Below are 21709 nucleotides of genomic sequence, written 5' to 3'. Positions count from 1 at the left end.
TCCCACCGGCGGTAGAAAGACAGCCCCTAATGAGGCGAGTGACTTTCCTACGCTGGCATTATCCAGTTCAGGTAATACGGGTATTTCTCAGCCTGAGTAAGTAGGCACCCCGAGTCATGAAGATTGTATCTTCTTAGATTTGGCAGAGTAGAGGAAATTGCTTTGCGTCGCAAGTGCGTCAGCGAGGTAATGCTACTTCGCCTATTTTCTCACTTACCACTCAACCCTTACCCTCTGCCTTCATCAATACCACTCAAATAGCGCCTAGAGTGCAGATAAAACCTCTGGAAAATTATATTTTAGCCAAACATTCAGAATAATGAATTGGCGTCATCCACCGCTTTCTGGTGTCGAAGACAGAATCAATATCAGTAGGCGAGGAATTGCGCCAAGTCTCATAAAAAAGGTTTCTACGTGTTAATCTAAGCGCCTACCACTACATAAAAGCTCTTTTTTTATGTCAAGTCATCAACAGATATGTTTTAGCGTTAACCGGAAGTACTTACGTTGAGCATGTTTTCTTTATGGTCGTTGAGTGTGGATTTTAATAAAGCATTTTGTAGCTTTGCTTTATTTTCCGCTTGATTGATTTTTTCAAAGCAATTTTTTATGATTTTTCTAGTGGTTACTTGGGTTAGCTCGTAATTATTTTTCTCCCATTCATCAATCGGCTTAATTCGCTCAGAGGAGAGTAGATCACTGCTTGAGCAAACTTGGTAAAAGTCCCCGACGCTTATTGTGGTTGAATACTTAAATTCATAATTATTGTTTGCTAAACTTTCATAGATAAGCTTAAACTTGTAAGGTTGAACGGTAACTTTAGCCTCCTTTCCTGTGTAGGTGTTCATACCTTTTAGCATTGTATCCAGCTCAGGGTTCAAATAATCCATTGTTTTATTTTTAACACTAGGAATAAAGTTACCTTTTAACTGTTCTTTGCTAAATCCATCAGTATTGGAACTTCCACCGCCAAGCAGCGTAGCTGCAATCTGTAACGTTTTTAAACCTACAAGTGTTGCGGTATCTGTTTTAGAGACAACATTTAATGTGTTATCAGTATCCTCAACCACGTCACCGTTTATAGCATTCTGCGTGAGTACAGTAATTCTAGAAGAATTATCAAAATCTATTGTTCTTGTATCGACAATCTTGGTTCTTGGCGGTGAAGGGGTATTTGCGCAAGCACTTAACAAAATACATCCAAAAGTACTTAGTAATAATCCGTTAATATTTCTCAATTTTACTTTTTCCATAGTAGATACCATCTTATAACTTAACTTATCGTTATTGAATTATGCCAAGAATGTTTTTAGATTCCTTCTGCGAAGGCAGTCAGGGGATAACTTTAGAATAGTTATCGAATCCTAAATTTATAAATCGGTACCACAACTCATAAATTACGGGTATTTCTCAGCCTGATAACCTCAGCACTCCAAGGCGAAGAGAAAGCGTTTTTCTATAATTTGGCAGCTTAAGAGAAGTTATGTGTCGCTGCAAGAAAAGTATTACTGAAGAGTGATGTATGACAAGAAACACCCGAATAACTTAGTTGGCGGCGATAAGTCGGGCGTTACGACCGTTATTTCCTACTCCCCCGCCTGCTCAGCTATCCACGCCATAAACAGTTGGACTTTAGGCTAATGGGTGCCCTGCTGCGTATATAACGCATAGCCATAGGGGCCAAGATTTTATCGGGAAAGGGTGCCACCAAGCTGCCAGACTGAAGTTTCTCTTCAAGCAACCGCATTCGCCCCATGGTAACGCCACCATGATGAAATACGGTGGTAACGGCTAACGCCATCTGATCACAATAGAGATGAGCAGACCGGCGTGATGGATTCGTTCATCAACGGCGTACAGGTAAGTCCCGGCAGGCTAAGATGACCGATGTTGATGGCAATATCTACCCCAAGCTCGTTCAGTTGGATCTAATCATTGCCCGTTGAGAGGCAGACGTCGATACCGGGATAACGATCTAAAAAATCCGCTAATCGGGGGGCAAGCCATGCCTGAGCAAATGAGGGCCGACTATAAAGGTTTAACCGACCGACGACGCCTTGATGCTTAAGATCGAGCAGCTCTTTACTCAGTAAATCGAAAGAGAGCGTGATTTTCTGAAAGAGACGTGCCCCCTCGGCCGGTAAAATGATTTTACGGTGCAGACGCATAAAGAGCGGTATATTGAGCTCTCGCTCCAAATGGCGGATACGGTGGCTGACGGCGCTGGCTGTTAAGCAGAGTATTCGTGCGGCTAAGGCAATAGAACCTTTTGGTGAAGGTTTGTAAGCGGTTAAGCTGCCCTGCTTGAAAACTGTTTAGAATATTACCCTCATCATTAACGCCTCGGTTTGCTATGACCCACGCTCTAGGCAGGCATAATGCAATAAATTCACAACAGGTTCACATGATGTGCCCTCAGCCCAAGCTGAAAAGCGATCACTTGTCAGCGTATCGGTTGCAACAGTATGCTGCCGCTTAACGGTGAGTGATCACGCCCTATTAATTCTGGGTATAGACTAAGTGGATAAAACTATGACGGATAAATTTCCCGCGCTTAATAACAATAAGATTGTTCAGCAACTCTCGACCAAGACCCCTTTATTTTGGCCGAATCCACACTGCCTCCCTGCCAGTGAGGGGTTAACGCGCGTGGGATTCACCTTAACGGACGTTCAGGATGCGGCCGAGCGCCTGCAGCGCTTTGCGCCCTTGATCGCCGAAGCCTTTCCCGAAAGCCGCGCGCGTGGCGGAATTATCGAATCAGAAATTGTCGACATCCCCGCCATGCAGCACGCTTTAGCACAACAAGGCCCCTTACACGGTAAACTCTGGCTAAAGAAAGATAGTCACCTACCGATCTCCGGTTCGATTAAAGCTCGGGGAGGGATTTACGAAGTGCTGATGTTGGCAGAAAAACTGGCGCTGGCGTCAGGAGAGTTTAGCGAACAGGACGATTACCGCCAGCTGCTCACCCCCTACTTCCGGCAATTGTTTGGTCGCTATAAAATTGCGGTCGGCTCGACAGGGAATCTTGGATTATCGATTGGGATAATGGGTGCGACATTAGGCTTTCAAGTAATTGTGCATATGTCATCCGATGCCCGAGAGTGGAAAAAACAGCGACTGAGAGACCACCAAGTAACGGTTATCGAACACCAAAATGATTATAGCGTCGCCGTGGAACAGGGCCGACAAACGGCGGCAAACGATCCCCACTGCTTTTTTATCGATGATGAACATTCCTCTACCCTATTCCTCGGATATGCCGTCGCGGGTTTGCGTCTACCCGCGCAATTAGCGGAACTGGGAATTTCCGTCGATCCGCAGCATCCACTCTGTGTATATCTACCCTGTGGTGTAGGTGGCGGGCCGGGAGGGGTAGCCTTTGGGCTTAAACTTGCCTTTGGCGATGCCGTACGCTGTTATTTTGCTGAGCCGACACACTCTCCCTGTATGCTGTTAGGGCTAAGTACCGGCTACCACGAGGCTATCTCGGTTCAGGATATTGGACTTGATAACCATACCATTGCCGATGGTTTGGCGGTCGGTCGTGCATCAGGATTTGTCGGACGGGCGATGGCATCGCTGATCGATGGCTGTTATACACTAAGCGATCAACGGCTCTCAGACTTACAACTGCTGCTCCATCACAGCGAAAATATTCAACTCGAGCCTTCGGCCTTAGCCGGTATGCAAGGCCCATTATGGATAGGTAACGAGGCGTCGAGACTTAGCCATGCGACGCATCTGGTCTGGGCCACGGGAGGCAGTATGGTGCCGCAGGCGGAGATGCAGCGCTATCTTGAAATGGGGAACCTGCCTTAACCGAATGTTTTCCGTAATCGTGCTCGAGAAAGCTTACCCAGCGCACGCTTTGCGTATCATCAATTTGTAAAATAGAAAAAGAGTGATATATATCACATTAACAGCGACACTAATTTCGCTAAATAAGCCTCACTTAACTTTTACTTAATGATGAATAAGGAAAACTTGCATGAGCCAACTCTTCTCGCTAACAGATAAACGCGCACTGATCACCGGTTCAGGGCGTGGGATTGGCTTTCTTATGGCAAAAGGGTTAGCGGAAGCGGGTGCGGAAGTCATCATCAACGCCACACAGCAGGCAGGAGCCGAGAGCGCGGCAGCCAAACTCCGTGCATTGGGCCATACCGCTCATGCAGTGGCCTTCGATGTGACGGATTCACAAAAAGTGGTTGAGGCCATTGAGCACATTGAATCGACTCTGGGGCAAATCGATATCCTAATCAATAATGCTGGGATTCAACGCCGTCGCCCTTTTCTTGAATTCGCCGAACAAGATTGGAACGATGTGATAGCGGTAAACCAAACCGCCGTCTTTTTAGTGTCACAAACGGTCGCGCGTTATATGGCCAAGCGTCAAGCCGGAAAAATTATCAATATTGGCTCGATGCAGAGCGAACTGGGGCGCGATACCATCACCCCTTATGCCGCCTCTAAGGGCGCGGTCACTATGCTGACACGAGGAATGTGTGTGGAGCTCGCGCGCTATAATATTCAGGTTAATGGCATCGCTCCCGGCTATTTCGCGACGGAGATGACTCAGGCCTTAGTTGACGATAAAGCCTTCACCGATTGGTTAACCAAACGTACCCCAGCCGCCCGCTGGGGGAATCCCGAAGAGTTGATCGGTGCCGCGGTGTTCCTCTCGTCAAAAGCGTCCGACTTTGTGAATGGTCATCTGCTGTTCGTTGATGGCGGAATGCGCGTCGCGGTTTGATTTATCATTTGGCGTTAAGCGCAGGCCGCTGTCGGGCATCCTCGATCTCAGCCTGCTCTGCTAACCGCTGAAAATCCGCGCGGGTAAGCTTCTCATGAAAAGTAGGCAACTGTTTGGATGCCTTGATCGGTATCAATTCCAGTGCGGCCACGTCATCTAAGGTTATTCCTGCCACTTTTTCAGGTAAAGCCAATGCATGATTTGCCCCTGGCTCACCGGGAAGGATGCTAGGCTGTCGTGCATTTTGGGTCAGGTAATTACGGTGGCGGACCAACCATTTATTCGGCACTCGGCGCTGGCTATCCCACCACTGCCCGTCTAGCCGGTCAAAATATTGTGCCGTAACGTTTTTTGGCACTGCCCCCAATTGATCAAGGGCTTGCGTAATGATCTCAGTCGCATGGGAATTATAGTCTTTGATCTCACTGCCCTCTCCCTGCAATAGCAGCGAGGCGGCTAAACGAACGCCCAAGAGGTTAGAATAGAGATCTTCTGGCGAAAACGCAGAGACGCCTTCGGAGAAACCAGGCACCGATTCGAACCCATACCATTGCGCGATCTCATGCCAAGCGGCGAGATCGAAGGCCACCCGTGCAGCGGTCCACACTACAACACTGAAGGCTTGCTGCGGATCGCTCGGCACTTGATAAGTCCGGATGACGATATCTCGGCGAGCGAGTTCATTGCTTAAGCTGACACGAAAGGCACTCCCCTGATGCTGCAATAACTGACTGGCAATCCAGTAGGTCATATCCATACTGTCTCGCACATGTGCGGTATCGATAAATCCGCTTTGCGTGGTATAGATAATACCATTTTTTTCACTGCCGCCCCCAACCATACTAGTCAGTCCACGGACAAAGCTATCATTATAGCGATGAGTCCCTAACCGATGGCTTTCAACGATATTATCCAACCGATAAAAGGGTACCGGTGTGCCTTTCAGTTCCACTCGCAAATCATGGCCAAACGCACAGCAAGGTCGAAGCCCTTCGGGCTTTTGTAGCACGGGCAGTTGGCTTACCACCAAGGCTTTTTGTTCAGGTTGGGTTGCCAAATCGAGTGGCGGTTTGAGCGCCCACGCACTGGGGAGTAAGGAGAGCGTGAGCGCAATTAACAAAGAAGAACGGCAGCGCCTGAAGGGGAACATTTTACTTTTCCATTAACTATTTTGCCTACAGTTAACGCGAAAAGTGGAGAGTTGTCATGCTGGTAATTTCTGAAAATTGCTTAAACCCGATCGGGCTCAAGCAATCGCGCATTGCTGTTACAGCGGTTTAGACCGGATCAGATAATCGAAGGAACTTAAGGCTGCTTTCGCGCCTTCGCCAGTGGCAATGATAATTTGTTTGTACGGGACGGTGGTACAATCCCCAGCGGCGAAAATGCCCGGTTGGTTGGTCGCACCACGCGAATCGACAATAATTTCCCCCATAGGGTTACGGTCGATAACGCCTTCTAACCATCCTGTATTGGGCAGTAAGCCAATTTGTACGAAAATTCCAGCCAGTGCCAACGTATTGAGTTGGGCCGTTTGGCGATCTTTCCATACCAATCCGGTCACCTGTTGACCGTCGCCCAACACCTCTTGCGTGTGCGCATTGACGATAATCTCAACATTAGGCAGACTGCGTAGCTTAGCTTGCAGCACCTGGTCAGCCTTCAGTGAGTCCGCAAATTCTAGTAAGGTGACATGCTCGACCAGCCCTGCCAGATCGATGGCTGCCTCGACACCGGAGTTTCCTCCTCCAACAACGGCAACACGTTTACCTTTAAACAACGGGCCATCACAGTGAGGACAATAGGTTACCCCGCGTGTACGGTAAGTTTCCTCGCCAGGAACCCCCATATTCCGCCAGCGTGCACCGGTCGCCACAATGATACTTTTAGCGAGTAACGTCGCACCGCTAGCAGTGTTGAGCTGGTGAAGTCCACCCTGCTCGCGGGCAGGAATAAGCTGGCTGGCTTGTTGGGCTTCAATAATATCGACCTGATAATCTTGCACATGGGTGCGTAGCGCGGTCGCTAAGTGACTGCCTTCAGTTTTAGGTACGGAGATATAGTTTTCAATATCAACTGTATCAAGCACCTGCCCCCCGAAACGCTCACCCACCAGTCCGGTCCGAACCCCTTTTCGGGCGGTATAGATTGCGGCAGCAGCCCCTGCAGGACCACTCCCGACGATTAATACCTCGTAAGGGGCCTGTTCAGATAACGTGGCGGCTTGACGCGCAGCGGCACCACTGTCCACTTTATTGACGATTTCGGCTAATGTCATACGACCATGACCGAAGCTTTCGCCGTTCAGTAAAACGGCGGGCACGCCCATGATGTTGCGGTCAGCAATCTCTTGTTGAAATTGCCCGCCGTCGATAGCGGTATGGTGAATACGTGGATTCAGAATCGACAGTAAATTTAGCGCTTGGACGACGTCTGGACAGTTGTGACAGGACAGCGAATAGTAGGTCTCGAAATGTAATTCGTCGGGTAAGGCTTTAATTTGTTCCAGCAGCGCCTGACTCTCTTTCGACGGGTGCCCACCGGTCTGTAACAGTGCCAGCACAAGGGAGGTAAATTCATGCCCTAAGGGTGAACCGGCAAAACGCGGGCCATGTCGCTGACCTTGCGGCGTAATTAAAAAAGAGGGCTGACGCACATCGGGTCGGTTTTCCTCGATAAAGCTTACCTTATCTGATAATCCCGCGATCTGCGTCAGCAACTGGCGAATGTCCGTCGAGGCGGCAGAGTGGTCTAGGGAGGCCACTAAGTCGACAGGTTGAGTCAGTTTTTCTAAATAGCTTTTTAATTGTGTTTGTAATTGAGTTTCTAACATTATGCTCTCCCCGGATATCAAAACGGGCGCAATTGCGCCCGTAACAGAGTACTGCTCAGCGTTGCTTAGATTTTACCGACTAAGTCAAGAGAAGGCGCTAAGGTCGCCTCACCCTCTTTCCATTTCGCTGGGCAGACTTCACCAGGGTGAGTCGCCACATACTGTGCCGCTTTCACTTTACGCAGCAGATCTGACGCGTCACGGCCAATCCCTTCTGCGGTGATTTCCACAGCTTGGATAATCCCTTCTGGATCAACGATAAAGGTGCCGCGGTCGGCAAGGCCTTGCGCTTCACGCATAATATCGAAGTTACGTGTCAGCGTACCGGTCGGGTCACCAATCATTGCATAGTTGATTTTACCGATGGTCTCGGAACTACCGTGCCACGCTTTGTGGGTGAAGTGGGTATCGGTGGAGACTGAGTAGATATCCACACCAAGTTTTTGGAATTCATCGTAATGGTCCGCAACGTCACCCAGCTCGGTAGGACAAACGAAAGTAAAGTCGGCAGGATAGAAGAAGAATACACTCCATTTACCTTCAACGTCTTTCTCGGTCAGTTCAATAAATTGGCCTGCTTTAAAAGCCGTATTGCTAAAGGGTTTGATTTTGGTATTGATAATGGACATGATTGGCCTCCGCTAGAATGTTAGGGCTACCTTAAGGCAGCCCACTCGCTAAGGCCAATCACTCCTGCGTATTGGTTTAATCAGTGATACCTATCAAAGGACTCTAATCGAAATATCTTCAGGAATAACATTGCCTTGCCAGTAAAGCTGCGTCGCAATGTTCTCAGCAATCTCGCGATATAATTCGCTAAAGGTTCCCGCCGGGTCCTTCGCCACGGTTGGTATGCCTGCATCCAAATCTTCCCGCAATTGAATATGCAAAGGCACTTTTCCGAGCACCGGCACGTTATAGTCGTCACTGAGCGCTTTTGCGCCTTCGTGACCGAATATCGCCTCGTGATGGCCGCAAGCTTGACAGATATGTACGCTCATATTTTCGACAATCCCCAATACCGGTACATCGACTTTATTGAACATCACCACCCCTTTTCGCGCATCGAGCAAGGCGACATCTTGCGGAGTGGTCACTACCACCGCACCGGTCACCGGAATATTTTGCGCTAACGTGAGCTGAATATCGCCGGTTCCCGGCGGCATATCCACCACCAAATAATCGAGATCGGGCCAGAGCGTCTCGTTGAGTAGCTGTAGTAACGCCTTACTGGCCATGGGGCCACGCCAGATCATCGCATTATCGTCTGTGACCAGATAACCAATAGAGTTAGTCGCCAGGCCGTAACTCATGATAGGCGCCATATGCTTACCATCGGGCGAGGACGGACGTTGGTCTGCGGTCCCCAACATTTGCGGGAGTGAAGGGCCGTAGATATCGGCATCGAGCACCCCGACGCGAATACCATGATCGGCAAGTGCTAGCGCGACATTCAGTGCGGTACTCGACTTGCCGACCCCGCCTTTGCCCGAACTGACGGCAATAATATTCTTCACGCCCTTCGCGCCAGGCAATTGCTTAACCCGCTGCAGCGTGGCAATACTGTAGCCAAGGTGCCAATCCACTTCGCTAGCGCCCGTCGCGTCTTGTAGTAACGGGGTCGCCCAAGCTTGCAGTGCCTTAAATCCCTGCGGCCACGCGAACGGTAGCTGTAATTCAATATGCAGGGTGTGATCCAGTCGCACGGCATGCTGTAGCGCCTGAAGGTCGACCAGCGTTTGGCGTAAGGTGGGATGCGAAAACTGAGCAAGAAGCGGGTTAACGGTGTCGCGCAAATCAGAGGACTGCGGGGATGAGGGGGCAAAAGACATGGCATCGCTCCTAGAAGACATCAGTTAAGCAAATAAGATGGTAACGCATCGGCTAATCTTATCAGATTCTTATCGTCCTTGCTGTTAGTTGACGTTAACCGTTTACCTTGTCGGGGCCTTCAGTTACCATTCATTATTCCTTTTGATCATCTACAGAAAGCTACGCAAATTATGACTCAAGCCACAAAAAAATTACTGGTCACCTGTGCCCTGCCTTACGCCAACGGTTCAATCCACCTTGGGCATATGCTAGAGCATATCCAAGCGGATATATGGGTAAGGTATCAGCGAATGCGTGGCAACACTGCCTGGTTTATCTGTGCCGATGATGCGCATGGCACCCCAATCATGTTGAAAGCCCAACAACTGGGCATAACACCTGAAGCGATGATCGCAGAAATGAGTGCCGAGCATCAGCGCGATTTCGCAGGTTTCAACATTAGCTACGATAACTATCACTCGACGCATTGCGAAGAGAATCGCCAGCTGTCTGAGCTGATCTATGGTCGACTGAAAAATAATGGTTTAATTAAGAATCGCACCATCTCTCAGCTTTACGATCCAGAAAAAGGGATGTTTTTACCCGACCGTTTTGTAAAAGGGACCTGTCCAAAATGTAAAGCCGTCGATCAGTATGGCGACAACTGCGAAGTCTGCAGTGCGACTTATAGCCCGACGGAGCTGATCGAACCGAAATCTGTGGTGTCTGGCGCAACCCCAGTGATGCGCGATTCTGAGCATTTTTTCTTCGACCTGCCTTCGTTCTCTGAAATGCTGAAAGCCTGGACACGGTCGGGTGCCCTGCAAGAGCAAGTGGCGAATAAAATGCAAGAATGGTTCGAAACGGGCTTACAGCAGTGGGATATTTCCCGCGACGCGCCCTACTTCGGTTTCGAAATTCCGGATGCACCAGGAAAATATTTCTACGTCTGGCTTGATGCGCCTATCGGCTATATGGGGTCGTTCCGTAATCTCTGTAATAAGCGTTCCGATATCGATTTTGATGAGTATTGGAACAAAGACTCGACGACTGAGCTTTACCACTTTATCGGTAAAGATATTGTCTACTTCCACAGCTTATTCTGGCCAGCCATGCTCGAAGGCAGCGATCATCGTAAACCGACCAACCTGTTCGTTCACGGTTACGTGACGGTGAACGGCGCGAAGATGTCTAAATCACGTGGTACCTTCATTAAGGCGAGTACTTGGTTGGAACATCTGGATGCGGACAGCTTACGTTATTACTATGCCGCCAAGCTCTCTTCTCGTATCGACGATATCGATCTAAATTTAGAAGATTACGTCCAGCGGGTAAATGCCGATGTGGTCAATAAAGTGGTGAACCTTGCATCACGCAACGCCGGATTTATCACGAAGCGTTTCGACGGTCAGTTAGCCGCAGCGCTTGACGACCCTGCGCTATATCAACGTTTCGTTGAGGCCTCAACCTCAATTGGCGAAGCGTGGGAAAGCCGCGAGTTCAGCCGTGCTATTCGCGAAATCATGGCCTTGGCCGACGAAGCGAACCGCTATGTTGATGAGCAAGCGCCTTGGGTTGTGGCAAAACAAGAAGATAGCGATGCGAAACTGCAAGCGATCTGCTCGATGGGTATCCACCTGTTCCGAGTATTAATGACATGGTTAAAACCGGTACTGCCTGCATTAAGCGAACGTGCTGAAGCCTTTTTACAAAGTACGTTAACTTGGGATTCCGTCGCTCAACCGCTACTTGGTCATCGTGTTGCGCCGTTTAAAGCACTGTATCAACGGATTGAGATGGCAAAAGTTGACGCCTTGATCGAAGCCTCGAAACAGGATGCCGAGGCCGCCGCTCCAGCACCGAAGGCAGCGAAAAAAGCGGAGAAAAAAGCCGCGGTGCCAGTGGCTACCGAGGAAGCCGCTTCTGGCCCAATCACTATCGATGATTTTGCCAAGGTTGATATGCGCGTGGCGCTAATCGAAGTGGCTGAACTGGTCGAAGGCTCCGATAAATTACTGCGCCTGATGCTGGATGTCGGTGGGGAAAAACGTCAGATCTTCTCGGGGATTCGTGCCGCGTATCCTGACCCGTCAGTGCTCGTCGGACGCTTGACCATTATCGTCGCTAACCTCGCACCGCGTAAAATGCGCTTTGGCGTCTCGGAAGGGATGGTACTGTCTGCAGGCCAAGGAGGAGCTGATCTGTTTATTCTGTCTGCCGACAGTGGTGCAACGCCAGGTATGCCAGTACGCTAAGCGTTGACGATACTTAAGCCGGGCAATGCCCGGTTTTTTTTCCTTTATAAAACGAGAAAACTATCATGAACGATAGCTTACTTAATGCCCTCCAAGACTGCACACCTGACCTCGCTCACGCTTTACGCCCCTATGTTATGGCCGATACCTTCAAAGCCAGTTTCAGCGCCGAAGAGGTAAGCGCATTGCAACAGGCTAGCGGTCTATCCGCTGCGGACTTAGCACTCGCCTTGCTGCCACTTGCCGCAAGTTATGCCATCACCCCGCTCTCTCATTTTAAGGTCGGTGCGATTGCGCAGGGGATCAGTGGACGCTGGTATCTTGGCGCTAATATGGAGTTCGCCTCTGCGCCCATACAGCAAACCATCCATGCCGAACAAAGTGCCATTAACCATGCTTGGATGTGTAATGAACCCCAGTTAACCGCCGTCACGGTCAACTACACTCCTTGTGGTCATTGCCGCCAATTTATGAATGAGCTGAATAGCGCGCAACAGCTGACGATCTATTTACCCGGTCACGCCCCGCAAACCTTGCACGATTATCTTCCAAACGCTTTCGGACCAAAAGACTTAGGCATTACGGATACCCTGTTCGACCCGCAGCGGCATTCGTTCGCTGCACAGTCTGACCCACTGATTCAGGCTGCAGTCGACGCGGCGAGCCAGAGCTATGCCCCCTATACGCACGCTTACAGCGGCATCGCGTTACAAATCGATGACGGTCACTGGGTGACGGGCCGCTACGCCGAAAATGCCGCCTTCAATCCGAGCCTGCCTCCACTTCAAAGCGCACTGATTATGATGCAGTTACAGGGCGACTCAGTTAACGCCATTACCCGTGCCGTGCTGGTTGAAGTCAGCGATGCCTCACTCTCTCAACAGTCGGCCAGCGCTGCTATTCTGACGTCCTTGGGAGGCTATTCGTTAGAAACGGTGACGGTAGCAATGAAGTGATAACGTTCGGTTAAATTTGGTAAGAAAGTGACTCAATGCGCGGAAAAGCTCGGCCGAGGGGACTATAGTTAGAGGATATTACGCCGCACACTCACCCCATTACGGAGCAAAGCATGGAATTGGAGTATGAAAGCGAACGTCCCCTCTATATCCCTTACGCGGGTCCTATTTTATTAGAATTTCCGTTACTGAATAAAGGCAGTGCCTTTAGCCAAGACGAACGCACTGCTTTTAACCTTAATGGCTTATTACCGGATAACGTCGAAACCATCGATGAACAAGCCGAGCGGGCTTGGCAGCAGTTCAATGCATTTCGTAACGATAACGATAAGCACGTTTTCCTGCGCAATATCCAAGATACCAACGAGACGCTGTTTTACCGCTTAATCGACGATCATCTTGAAGAGATGATGCCGATTATCTACACCCCAACCGTGGGCAGCGCCTGTGAACACTTCTCTGAGATTTATCGTCGCGCGCGTGGCGTCTTTATCTCCTATCCACAACGCGATCATATTGAAGATATGTTGCAAAACGCCACCAAACAGAATGTTAAAGTCATTGTTGTCACCGACGGTGAACGCATCTTAGGGCTGGGTGACTTAGGTATCGGCGGGATGGGAATACCGATCGGCAAACTGTCGCTCTATACGGCCTGTGGGGGGATCAGCCCCGCGTATACCCTGCCAATCGTTCTCGATGTCGGCACCAATAATCAGCAACTGTTAAACGACCCGTTGTATATGGGATGGCGTCATCAGCGGATCACCGGCGAAGAATATGAGAGTTTCGTTGCAGATTTTATTTCGGCAGTGAAGCGCCGCTGGCCCAACGTTCTGTTGCAATTCGAGGACTTTGCGCAGAAGAATGCCATGCCACTATTAGAACGTTATCAAGATGAGCTATGCTGCTTCAATGATGATATTCAAGGTACCGCAGCCGTCGCCGTTGGCACCCTCGTCGCTGCTAGCCGCGCCGCAGGCACCAAGCTGTCAGACCAACGTGTTGCGTTCTTGGGGGCTGGTTCGGCCGGATGTGGGATCGCTGAACAAATCATCAAAGAGATGCAACACGAAGGACTTTCTGAAAAAGAGGCACGAGCGCGTGTCTTTATGGTCGATCGCTATGGCTTACTGACCGATAAGCTGACCAACCTGCTCGACTTCCAACAACGTTTAAGCCAATCTTCCTCCGCACTGAGCGATTGGCAAAGTGATAATGACGACTACTCTTTGTTCGATGTAGTACATAATGCCCACCCTTCAATTCTTATTGGGGTGTCAGGACAACCGGGATTATTCACTGAAGAGATCATTCGTGAGATGGTCAAACACTGCGACACGCCAATTGTGATGCCGCTGTCTAACCCGACCTCTCGGGCCGAAGCGACCCCTACTGACATCTTTACCTGGACCGAGGGCAAGGCCTTAGTCGCGACTGGTAGTCCTTTTGGTACAGTTACTTGGCAAGGTGAGAAGGTTGCTATCGCACAATGTAATAACGCCTATATTTTTCCCGGTATTGGATTAGGCGTGATTGCCAGCGGCGCCAAACGCGTGACGGAAAATATGTTACTCAGTGCCTGTCGAGCGCTGGCCGATTGTTCACCGAAAGCTCAACAGGGTGAAGGCCCCATCCTGCCACCGATTACCGAGATTCAGTCGGTGTCCAAGCATATTGCCGTGAAAGTCGCCTTAGCCGCACAGCAAGACGGTGTGGCAACACACTGTAGCGAGGAGCAGATTAAGGAAGCCATCGAGGCCAATTTCTGGAAACCGCATTATCGGCAATATCGCCGAGCCTCCATTTAATAGTACTAAAGGTAAGTCATTATATTGGCTTACCTTGATCTCCTTGCCTGATCCCGCCCGCTCAAGTACCCTACGAACAGAGATATTCAAAGGATTTTGCACGGTATGATAAAGCGACTGCTTATCGGTCTATTCGCGCTAGTAATGCTGCTGGGCTTAACAGCGATTGGGCTGGACCAATGGATCAGCTGGAAAACAGCGCCTTACATTTACGATACCGTCTCCCAACTGCCTAAACGTCAAGTTGGCGTCGTATTAGGCACTTCCAAATATTATCGCGGCGGTGAACCTAATCAATATTACCTCTACCGTATCCAAGGTGCGCTTAATGCATACAACAGCGGCAAGGTCTCCTATCTCTTACTGAGCGGTGATAATGCGCTGCAAAGCTATAACGAGCCGCGCACCATGCGCCGTGATCTAATTAAAAATGGCGTACGACCAAGCGATATTGTCCTCGATTATGCGGGCTTTCGTACCTTGGACTCTATCGTTAGAACCCGCAAGGTCTTCGATACCAATGATTTTATTATCATCACCCAGCGCTTTCACTGTGAACGTGCGCTATTTATTGCCTTACAGCAAGGCATCCAAGCCCAATGTTTTGCCGTGCCTTCTCCTAAAAATATTTTGAGCATTCGTATTCGAGAAGTCGGCGCGCGTCTCGCCGCCTTGGCCGATCTGTATCTATTTAATAGCGAACCGCATTTTCTCGGCCCAATGGTGCCCATTCCGAGTCGTGCGGAGTTACCAAAACACGGCCCGACCTACCCAGCCGTGACACCAGAGCAGCTGGTCGAGCTAGAGAATCAGCAAGCTAAACACCTGCCGTCCAGCGTGTCAGTCGACGCCAACACCACTCTAGAGGCCCCTGACGGAAGTAACGCAGCCAGCAGTAAGAAAACGCCAGATTCAGCAACCAAACCAGAGGCACCACCGCCAACAACTGACTCCGAGTCAATGCCATAAAGTAGCCTAATACCGAAAATATTGTCGTACACACTAGCGTCTGTAGCAGGTAATTACTCAACGCCATTCGGCCTACCTGTATCAGCAGCGAGGTCAGTCGCCATCCCGAAAGGCGCTGCCAGTGGGCATGGAGCAGTGCAATATAGCCCACTGCAATGAACGGCGTACCCAGCTCAAGAGGGATCTGTAACCAAAAGCCACTCCAGCGGAAGTCCCAGCCTGTCGCATACTGTAACGAGACACTCATCGCCGTCAGCATAAAGCCGATTGGCAATAAATAACGATAACAGCGGCGGTAATGACTGACCGGGCGCTGCCCCTGCAGCCAGCCCTGACGTGTTAATGCTGCGCCAATCATCATTAGGCCTGCCAATTCCCAACCATACTGGGTGACTAAGGCTAACAAGCGTCCATCAAATTGTTCGAGGCGATCATGGATGGCTAACCAGCCACCCTTTAGTGCAACAGTACGTTCAGCCGCAATATCAGCGGGTTGTGGTAGCCAATCACTGCCTGGCTGGTGACCGGAAACCAGTGCATATCCCGCCAATAAGCCGACGCCAAACAGATAGAAGACCACCCCTGTGCGCAGTAAGTTTTCACCCCGATCGCTGTAAGCAATCACGCGATAGACTACTAAGCCGGTGAGGCCCCATGACAACAGAATATCTCCCTGCCACAGCAGGATACCGTGTAACACGCCAAAGACGACTAACCAGAGCAATCGGTGAGTGATCCACGGCAGACCACGCGGCAGTTGAAAGATAATCCCAGCACCAAATAATAGACCGAGCAGTGAGAGAAACTTCATCTCCGCAAACAGTTCTAATATCCCCCATACTACGGTATCGGTGTCGGAGGGGGGCCCTTGCCATGCGGGATTTAAATAGGCTGCAGAAGGCAGTGCAAAGCTAACGATATTCAGAAGTAGAATACCCAGTATTGCGATACCTCGCAGACAATCGAGTTGAGGGTAACGAGGCATAAGTGTGAGCGTCTCAATTCGGCCAGGAAGGTGCCTGGCCGCGGCAGGATTAGTTATTACGAATGGTGCGCAAGAACTCTTGACGCGTATTTTGGCTGGATTTAAATAACCCACCTAACGACGTCGTGGTCGTGGCGCTGGTGGCATCTTTTACCCCCCGCGCCTTCACACAGTAATGGACCGCATCAATGCAGACTGCCACATTGTTGGTACCCAATAAAGTTTGGAGCGCCACCAGAACCTGCTGTGTTAAGCGTTCTTGTACTTGCGGGCGCTCGGCGAAGAATTGCACAATACGGTTGATTTTCGATAGCCCAATCACTTTATCTTTCGGGATATAGGCCACTGTCGCTTTACCGTCTATGGTCACAAAGTGATGTTCACAGGTACTGGTCAGCGTAATATCACGCACGGTAACCATCTCATCAACATTCATCTTGTTTTCGATAACGGTAATCTTCGGGAAGTTGGCATAATCCAAGCCAGAGAAAATCTCATCGACGTACATTTTCGCCAAGCGATTAGGGGTTTCCATTAAACTGTCATCGGTGAGGTCAAGATTAAGCAGCAACATCACTTCACGCATATGTTCCGCTATTTTTTGCTTACGTTGTTGGCTGTCTTGACTATTTACCGGCGCATTGAGGGGGGTTTCAAGCCCGCGAGCCAGCAATGCATCATGGACCAGCATCGCTTCCTGACTTAATTCGGACATCGTCTTAATTCTCCAGCAGGTGTTACACCCGTTAATATCGGTACGGGTAATCTTTTGCATATTGTGAAGCAGTCTGCGCGGTTAATCCAGCCCTTACAGCATTTGTTCGCATTTACCTACGGCTTGAGTCCCACGGCAACTGCTCCTACACTAGAGACTTGATCGACACTCAAGGCGACATAATGGATCTTGTTCAGTTAAAAATGTTTTGTGCGGTGGCGGAATGCGGTTCGATAGTTAAGGCAGCAGAACAGTTACACCGTGTGCCCTCTAACCTCACCACTCGTCTTAAACAGCTTGAAGAGGACGTCGGTAACGCGCTGTTTATTCGTGAAAAACAGCGGTTAAGGCTCTCGCCAATCGGCCATGAATTTTTACACTATGCCCGTAAAATCCTGCAATTGAGTGAAGAGGCTTTGCAGCTTTCGCGCTCCGCTGAGCCTTCAGGGACTTTAACGCTCGGCAGTTTAGAGAGTGTTGCAGCCACTCGCTTACCGGCATTGCTCTCTGCTTACCATCAACGCTATCCGGCCGTGCAGCTTTCCTTGGTAACCGGAACCTCTGGCGAAATCCTCGATCGGGTCGTTAAGGGAAAGTTAGCCGTAGCCTTAACCGATCAGCCCTCACCGCGTCCCGATCTCATATGTGGTCACCATTATCGCGATCGCCTAGTCTTAATCACTAACCCAGCTCATCCACCGGTCACCGTGGCACAAGATGTGATAGGAGAGACTTTTTTCGCCTTTCGCAGTAGCTGTTCTTACCGTCATCGTCTAGAACATTGGTTCGCACAAGCGGGCGTCACGCCAGGGCCTATTATGGAAATTCAGTCTTATCATGCCATGTTAGCCTGCGTTGCCGGAGGGGCTGGGCTTGCGGTGATCCCGCATTCATTATTGAATAAGCTGACCGACCATACGCGGGTCGCCGTTCATCAGCTCCCTGACAATATTAGTCATTTACATACTGGATTGATATGGCGTCATGAGGGGGAGTCACCTAATGTCAGGGCATTAAGCGCATTGATGGCGGAAATCTATCCTGACTAAGGCCAGGGGCATTGCGCGCCCTGGCCCTTGGGATTAGCTGTCGAGGCGTTTCCCTGCTTTAAAGCGTGGAAAGTGCATCTCTTGATAGCGGATGATGTGTCCGCCACGAACGATGCGATAGCCCAGCCAGATCAATAAGAACAGCGGGATACCGATATAGGTCGCCGCCACGCCATACCAATCGATCTTATCCGCGAGGAATGCCTGATAGTTTTGGCCTAAGGTAATAATCAGACAGAGACCAAAGGCAAACATCGGCCCTAACGGGAAAAAGCCGGAGCGATAAGGTAAATCATTCAGATCATAACCTTGAGCGATATAACCTTTACGAAAACGATAATGGCTGATAGCAATCCCCAGCCATGCGATAAATCCGGTCATCCCTGAAGTATTCAATAACCATAGATAAACCGTTTGGTTACCGAACCGTGAGGAGAGGAAACACAGACCCGCGATCACAGTGGTCACAATCAAGGCATTGCGGGGTACACCATTTTTGGTCAATACCGCAAAAATCTTCGGGGCTTTACCTTCGGTTGCCAAGGTATAGAGCATACGTGTCGAGGCATACATACCGGAATTACCCGCCGATAGGACGGCCGTTAAGATCACAGCATTCATCACCGCCGCAGCGGATAATAGCCCTGCATTTTGAAACACTAGGGTGAAAGGACTGACACTAATATCGCCCACATCATTACGTAATAAACGCGGGTCGGTATAAGGTAAAATCAAGCTAATTACTAAAATGGCGAAGACATAAAACAGTAAGATACGCCAGAATACTTGACGTACCGCACGGGGAATATTTTTCTCTGGATTTTCTGACTCGCCCGCTGCGATACCAATCAGCTCAGTGCCTTGGAATGAGAAGCCGACAATCATCGCCACACCAATCATCGCCGGGAATCCGCCGACAAAAGGCGCTTCGCCTAACTGCCAGTTTTTAATCCCTGCGTGTTCTGCGCCGTGTAAGATCCCCACAATCATCAAGACCCCTACCGCGATAAAAATCACGACAGTGATCACCTTGATTAAGGAGAACCAATATTCTGCTTCACCAAAGCCTTTCACTGAGATGACGTTTAATAGGAAGATAACCGCGAGGAAAGACGCACTCCAGATCCAGCCCGGCACATCGGGAAACCAATAACCCATCACTAACTGTGCGGCCACCAAATCGACGGCGATGGTTACGGCCCAGTTGTACCAATAGTTCCAGCCAAGGGCAAAACCAAAGCCTTCATCAACATACTGCGAACCATAGGTGGAGAACGATCCCGATACCGGCATGTACGCCGCGAGCTCACCTAAGCTGGTCATTAAAAAGTACACCATCAAACCAATTACTGCATACGACAATAACGCGCCACCGGGTCCGGCTTGAGAAATACTGGCACCTGACGCGACGAATAACCCGGTTCCAATCGAACCGCCAATCGCAATCATTGTCAGGTGACGGGCTTTGAGCGAGCGTTTTAAGCCCGACGCGCCCGTTTGAGAAGAACTCGAATTCATAGGATAAAACTCACCTGGCTAAAATTGTGCGCGATTGTAACAAGAGCAGTGCAGTCGCGTTGCACTATCTTTACTGTTATAAGTTACCTTCATAATCACGCGACGATCATTAGCCTCACCCTATTCAACCACTTGATGGCAGTAGGTTAAGAAACGTTCTATCGCCCGGGAGCGCTGCTTTTGTTGGTGTTGAATCAAATAAAGGGTACGGGTCATCGTAGGGAGTGGTGCATGCACTTCACGCAGTAAACCACTGTCTAATAGGTCGGCAATGACACGCCGTGAAAGGCAGCTTAACCCCATACCGTAACGTACAGCATGTTTGATCGCCTCAGAATTGCCTAATTCCATCGTCACATGATAGTGGCTAAGCTTGCTGAGTAGCAGGTGGTCGACCAGTGCGCGTGTTCCTGAACCTTGCTCACGCAGAATCCAAGGCGAATTGGCTAACGCCTCAAGCGTAATGGGCTGTTTAAAGATTGCCGCACCCGGTGCAGCAAAAATAACCAGTTCATCTTGTAACCACGGCTGGCTGACGATATCGTGCTGGTGACAAGGTCCTTCAATTAACCCAATATCGGCATTGAAGTGCGCAACAGCGTCAATTACTTCTTGGCTGTTTCCCACCGTAAGCTCTAATCGGGCATCGGGTAAATCGCGACGATAATCCGCAATCACTGCGGGTAACAGGTAATTACCAATGGTACTGCTCGCGGCAAGCGATAATGCACCCTGTCCTTGTTTAAATAACAGTTCAATATCATTGGCATGATCTAACAACGCCATGGCCCGAGGATAGAGTAGTCGACCATGCTCATTAATGATCAAACGCTTACCGGCACGATCGAATAATTGTACACCCAGTTGACCCTCTAAATCGGTTAACGAGGCACTCACTGCTGATTGAGACAGCGCAAGAACTTGCGCAGCATGAGTGGTCGAGCCACTTTTGATAACTTCTGTAAAAACAGCGAGTTGGCGTAGCGTAATATGCATAGGGTAAATCCCTGACTTTTGCTATTGTGATAAGCTTTAACATAACCGGTTAAAGTAAACAGTTTACCAGTTTTACTGATTAATAATAGAATCATGAACGAATTTATGATTTATGCACACACCACTCGACTTTTCATGTCAGGGATAAATAATGAAATATATTGGAGCGCATGTCAGTGCCGCAGGCGGTGTCTTTAATGCGGTAACGCGAGCACATGATATTGGCGCAACAGCTTTTGCGCTATTCACCAAAAATCAGCGTCAGTGGAAGGCCCCGCCACTGTCGCAATCGACTATCGATCTCTTCCGTCAGGCTTGCAGTGACTATGGCTATGGGCCACAACAGATTCTGCCACACGATAGCTACTTAATTAACCTCGGCCATCCCGTGGCTGAAGCCTTGGAGAAATCGCGCGCCGCCTTTATTGATGAGTTAGAACGTGCAGCATCTTTGGGAATCGCCTTGCTTAATTTCCATCCGGGTAGCCATCTTCAGCAAATCTCGACCGATGAATGCCTAAAACGTATTGCCGAATCGATTAACATTGCTCTAGATAAAACCTCTGGCGTGACGGCGGTTATCGAAAATACCGCAGGGCAAGGCAGTAATCTTGGCTTCGAATTCGAGCATCTGGCGGAGATTATCCATCATGTCGAGGATAAATCGCGGGTGGGGGTCTGTATCGATACCTGTCACGCCTTTGCGGCAGGCTACGACCTACGCACTGTAGACGAGTGCGAAAAGACGTTTAACGCTTTTGAACGCATCGTCGGTTTTCAGTACCTACGAGGAATGCATTTAAATGATGCGAAAAGCCAATTTAATAGCCGCGTCGACCGCCACGACAGCCTTGGCGAAGGCAATATTGGTTACACTCCCTTTAAATGGTTAATGCAAGACCCACGTTTTGATCATATTCCGCTTATCTTAGAAACGATCAATCAGGATATTTGGGCAGAAGAGATCGCCTGGCTCAAAGCCCAGCAATAATCGTGAGTGCAATAAAAAAGGCCGCACCCTAAAGGGAACGGCCTTTTTCGTTGATACCGT

The 21709-nt window shown here is 49.6% G+C and carries 17 protein-coding genes, 1 pseudogene and 1 riboswitch; of the genes and pseudogenes, 8 read left to right on the top strand and 10 right to left on the bottom strand.

Annotation, left to right across the window (positions count from 1 at the left end):
- Positions 1-27 precede the first annotated feature (27 nt).
- A riboswitch (TPP riboswitch) is annotated at positions 28-122 on the bottom strand.
- 366 nt (positions 123-488) lie between these two features.
- Together MKR94_RS09470 and MKR94_RS09465 are read right to left on the bottom strand one after the other, a co-directional pair.
- Positions 489-1253 (bottom strand): hypothetical protein, encoded by a 765-nt coding sequence (locus tag MKR94_RS09470; protein WP_241646685.1) that lies wholly within the window; start codon positions 1251-1253, stop codon positions 489-491.
- Between the two features lie 675 nt (positions 1254-1928).
- On the bottom strand, positions 1929-2261 hold the full coding sequence (locus MKR94_RS09465) for a LysR family transcriptional regulator (protein WP_338328022.1): 333 nt from the start codon (positions 2259-2261) through the stop codon (positions 1929-1931).
- A 271-nt stretch (positions 2262-2532) separates the two neighbouring features.
- On the opposite strand from MKR94_RS09465, the gene MKR94_RS09460 reads away from it, so the two are divergent.
- Together MKR94_RS09460 and idnO are read left to right on the top strand one after the other, a co-directional pair.
- Positions 2533-3825, top strand: coding sequence for a D-serine ammonia-lyase (locus MKR94_RS09460; RefSeq protein WP_241646683.1), 1293 nt, complete (start codon positions 2533-2535; stop codon positions 3823-3825).
- 169 nt (positions 3826-3994) lie between these two features.
- On the top strand, positions 3995-4759 hold the full coding sequence (idnO, locus tag MKR94_RS09455) for a gluconate 5-dehydrogenase (RefSeq protein ID WP_241646682.1): 765 nt from the start codon (positions 3995-3997) through the stop codon (positions 4757-4759).
- Between the two features lie 4 nt (positions 4760-4763).
- Here the strand turns inward: idnO and MKR94_RS09450 are convergent, their stop codons facing one another.
- The 4 genes from MKR94_RS09450 to apbC form a co-directional block, all read right to left on the bottom strand.
- Positions 4764-5909 carry a DUF4056 domain-containing protein gene (locus MKR94_RS09450; protein ID WP_241646681.1) on the bottom strand — a complete coding sequence of 382 codons (1146 nt, stop codon included), beginning with the start codon at positions 5907-5909 and terminating at the stop codon, positions 4764-4766.
- A 117-nt stretch (positions 5910-6026) separates the two neighbouring features.
- Positions 6027-7592: an alkyl hydroperoxide reductase subunit F gene (gene ahpF / locus MKR94_RS09445; protein ID WP_241646680.1), complete on the bottom strand. Its 1566-nt coding sequence runs from the start codon at positions 7590-7592 to the stop codon at positions 6027-6029.
- Between the two features lie 65 nt (positions 7593-7657).
- Entirely contained in the window at positions 7658-8221 is a 564-nt protein-coding gene (gene ahpC, locus MKR94_RS09440) for an alkyl hydroperoxide reductase subunit C (protein ID WP_048912263.1), read from the bottom strand.
- Positions 8222-8314: 93 nt separating this feature from the next.
- Positions 8315-9445, bottom strand: coding sequence for an iron-sulfur cluster carrier protein ApbC (gene apbC, locus MKR94_RS09435; protein WP_241646679.1), 1131 nt, complete (start codon positions 9443-9445; stop codon positions 8315-8317).
- 150 nt (positions 9446-9595) lie between these two features.
- Between apbC and metG the strand changes: the two genes are divergently transcribed.
- The 4 genes from metG (at position 9596) to sanA (ending at position 15395) form a co-directional block, all read left to right on the top strand.
- Complete coding sequence (gene metG / locus MKR94_RS09430) at positions 9596-11659, top strand: methionine--tRNA ligase (RefSeq protein ID WP_241646678.1); 2064 nt, start codon at positions 9596-9598, stop codon at positions 11657-11659.
- A 65-nt stretch (positions 11660-11724) separates the two neighbouring features.
- Entirely contained in the window at positions 11725-12615 is an 891-nt protein-coding gene (gene cdd, locus MKR94_RS09425) for a cytidine deaminase (protein WP_241646677.1), read from the top strand.
- A gap of 113 nt (positions 12616-12728) precedes the next feature.
- Positions 12729-14426 (top strand): NAD-dependent malic enzyme, encoded by a 1698-nt coding sequence (locus MKR94_RS09420; protein ID WP_241646676.1) that lies wholly within the window; start codon positions 12729-12731, stop codon positions 14424-14426.
- A 105-nt stretch (positions 14427-14531) separates the two neighbouring features.
- Positions 14532-15395, top strand: coding sequence for an outer membrane permeability protein SanA (gene sanA, locus MKR94_RS09415; RefSeq protein ID WP_338328019.1), 864 nt, complete (start codon positions 14532-14534; stop codon positions 15393-15395).
- Here the strand turns inward: sanA and yeiB are convergent.
- Positions 15319-16380 (bottom strand): annotated as a pseudogene (yeiB, locus tag MKR94_RS09410) (DUF418 domain-containing protein YeiB); the annotation flags it as partial. The gene sanA and the pseudogene yeiB sit on opposite strands and share 77 nt — an antisense overlap.
- Positions 16381-16429: 49 nt before the next feature.
- On the bottom strand, positions 16430-17095 hold the full coding sequence (gene folE, locus MKR94_RS09405; RefSeq protein ID WP_048912270.1) for a GTP cyclohydrolase I FolE: 666 nt from the start codon (positions 17093-17095) through the stop codon (positions 16430-16432).
- Between the two features lie 182 nt (positions 17096-17277).
- Between folE and ptrR the strand changes: the two genes are divergently transcribed.
- Positions 17278-18144 carry a putrescine utilization regulator PtrR gene (gene ptrR, locus MKR94_RS09400; RefSeq protein WP_241646674.1) on the top strand — a complete coding sequence of 289 codons (867 nt, stop codon included), beginning with the start codon at positions 17278-17280 and terminating at the stop codon, positions 18142-18144.
- A 33-nt stretch (positions 18145-18177) separates the two neighbouring features.
- On the opposite strand, the gene MKR94_RS09395 is transcribed toward ptrR, so the two are convergent.
- Together MKR94_RS09395 and yieE are read right to left on the bottom strand one after the other, a co-directional pair.
- Positions 18178-19662: an amino acid permease gene (locus MKR94_RS09395; RefSeq protein ID WP_241646673.1), complete on the bottom strand. Its 1485-nt coding sequence runs from the start codon at positions 19660-19662 to the stop codon at positions 18178-18180.
- Positions 19663-19782: 120 nt separating this feature from the next.
- Complete coding sequence (gene yieE / locus MKR94_RS09390) at positions 19783-20658, bottom strand: DNA-binding transcriptional regulator YeiE (protein WP_241646672.1); 876 nt, start codon at positions 20656-20658, stop codon at positions 19783-19785.
- Positions 20659-20809: 151 nt separating this feature from the next.
- On the opposite strand from yieE, the gene nfo reads away from it, so the two are divergent.
- The gene (gene nfo, locus MKR94_RS09385) at positions 20810-21649 is read left to right on the top strand and encodes a deoxyribonuclease IV (RefSeq protein WP_241646671.1); all 840 of its coding nucleotides are present in this window, start codon (positions 20810-20812) and stop codon (positions 21647-21649) included.
- The last annotated feature ends 60 nt before the right edge of the window (positions 21650-21709 follow it).

Source organism: Rosenbergiella metrosideri, assembly GCF_022602565.1.
Lineage (GTDB): Bacteria > Pseudomonadota > Gammaproteobacteria > Enterobacterales > Enterobacteriaceae > Rosenbergiella > Rosenbergiella metrosideri.
The sequence above is the reverse complement of the archived record's forward strand: the minus strand, read 5'-3'. Positions and strand labels throughout refer to the sequence as shown.